The sequence below is a fragment of the Deferribacterota bacterium genome, assembly GCA_034189185.1.
Taxonomy (GTDB): domain Bacteria; phylum Chrysiogenota; class Deferribacteres; order Deferribacterales; family UBA228; genus UBA228.
Window position 1 is genome coordinate 1 of record JAXHVM010000290.1, and the last position, 1,656, is coordinate 1,656.

At 30.1% G+C, this 1,656-nt stretch carries 2 protein-coding genes; both read left to right on the forward strand.

All coding sequences use genetic code 11. The features are described from left to right. On the forward strand, positions 1-1,163 hold a 1,163-nt coding region (locus tag SVN78_10975; protein MDY6822128.1), incomplete at its 5' end, for an aldo/keto reductase. A 242-nt stretch (positions 1,164-1,405) separates the two neighbouring features. Next, the gene (locus tag SVN78_10980) at positions 1,406-1,537 is read left to right on the forward strand and encodes a hypothetical protein (GenBank protein ID MDY6822129.1); all 132 of its coding nucleotides are present in this window, start codon (positions 1,406-1,408) and stop codon (positions 1,535-1,537) included. The last annotated feature ends 119 nt before the right edge of the window (positions 1,538-1,656 follow it).

Sequence of the window (1,656 nt, forward strand, 5' to 3'; positions counted from 1 at the left end):
TAAATTTAATACCTGGTACAACTAACTATAACGAAAAATTAAGAAGAAGTTTATTTGTTGCTACAAAAACTATGATGCGCTATGCCCATTCTGAATCAGGGGCTAAAGGTCCAGGTTCTAAATCGGATGGTAAAAACGTAAAAAATGCTATTGATGATGTAAAACGTTCACTATCCTTAATGTTTGGGGATGGTAAAGGAAATTATCCCAAAGGTGCATACCTTGATTCTGTCCAAATACATAATCTCACAAATAATGATGAAGTTGATGCTATATATGAAGGATTATTTAATCCCGATCCTAAAGCTGAAATAATAGGTGCTTTAGCAGGTCTATTAGATTTGAGAGATGGCACAAACAGAACAGGGCTTAATCCTCACGAAGAAAAGCTCATAAATCATATTGGAATCACGGGACACTTGTCAGCTCCTACTCATATTTATGCTATTCAAAAAGATGAAGGTAACATATTGGATACACTTCTTGTTGCAATTAATGTAAATGATAAAAGGTATTTAAACCATCAGTATAACTCTATCCCCCTTGCAAAAGCAAAAAATATGGGTGTTATTGGGATGAAAATATTTGCAGATGGCGTTTTCTATGGGAAAGAGCCAAGGTTTTCTTTTATGCCAAAAGATGTAATTCTCTCTGTTGGCTCAAAGAAATTCCCATCGGATTTACTAATAAAATATTCATTAAGTGTTCCTGGAGTTGATACTGTTATTATAGGTATTGGTAATGTTGCACAATTAAATGCTAATATAGAGGCAGCAAATTTTGAAGAACCATTGTCAGAGGCTGAAAGAATAAAAATCGAAGAAAAGGCTAGGGATATCTTGGGAACAAATACAAACTATTTTCAAAGGGAATACATAGGATTGACCGCCCCAAATAATGTAAGGGTAAATAGGGTTCCAAATGTAGAGAAAAAAAAGTTTGAGGTTATGTGGGATACAGCTTATGCTGGGGATGCACCAATTGTAGCATATAACATACTTGTTGATGATAATGTTGCAAAATCAATAGAATTTAAACCACAAATAACGAGAGAACCCTATAAAGAAACTATAACACTAAATGATAACAACAAACACTCATTAGCAGTACAAACTGTAGACAAATCTAATAGAAAGAACAAAAGTAATGTTATCTGGGTTTAACTGACTAAAAACAACTACTCTTATAAAAGTTTTATCATAATAGATAGTAAGTTATTTGGCTAAAAATGTATGTATGTGCTATATTTTAAATTCTTGAATATTAGAATTATTAACTTTTAATTTATATAAATACATTTATCGTATAAATTAAAATCTGTTTGACTACCTATGTAGAAAAAGGATTTATAAGAGTTTGTATTAATTGTTATACTGATCAGAGGGAAGAACTTTGTAATTAAGACATGAATATCAAAGTAAAAAATTGTGAGTATGCTGCTAGAGAGTTAGAGTGGGCAATAGCACTGACCATACTAATAGTTGTAAAATTAATTATAGACAATACTGTGGATATAGATGTAAAAAATATTATATAATGCTATATGTTGGGCGTTAATAAAATTATTATAAAAGAATTGTATATTATTTAAATATATATAAAAAAGTAGCTTCAATTATATTCTTCAACTTTTTTATATATATTTAAATAATATAC

What these genes read in the sequence shown, in the direction of transcription:
- SVN78_10980 (MDY6822129.1), top strand. Translation starts at nt 1,406, where the DNA reads ATGAATATCAAAGTAAAAAATTGTGAGTATGCTGCTAGAGAGTTAGAG.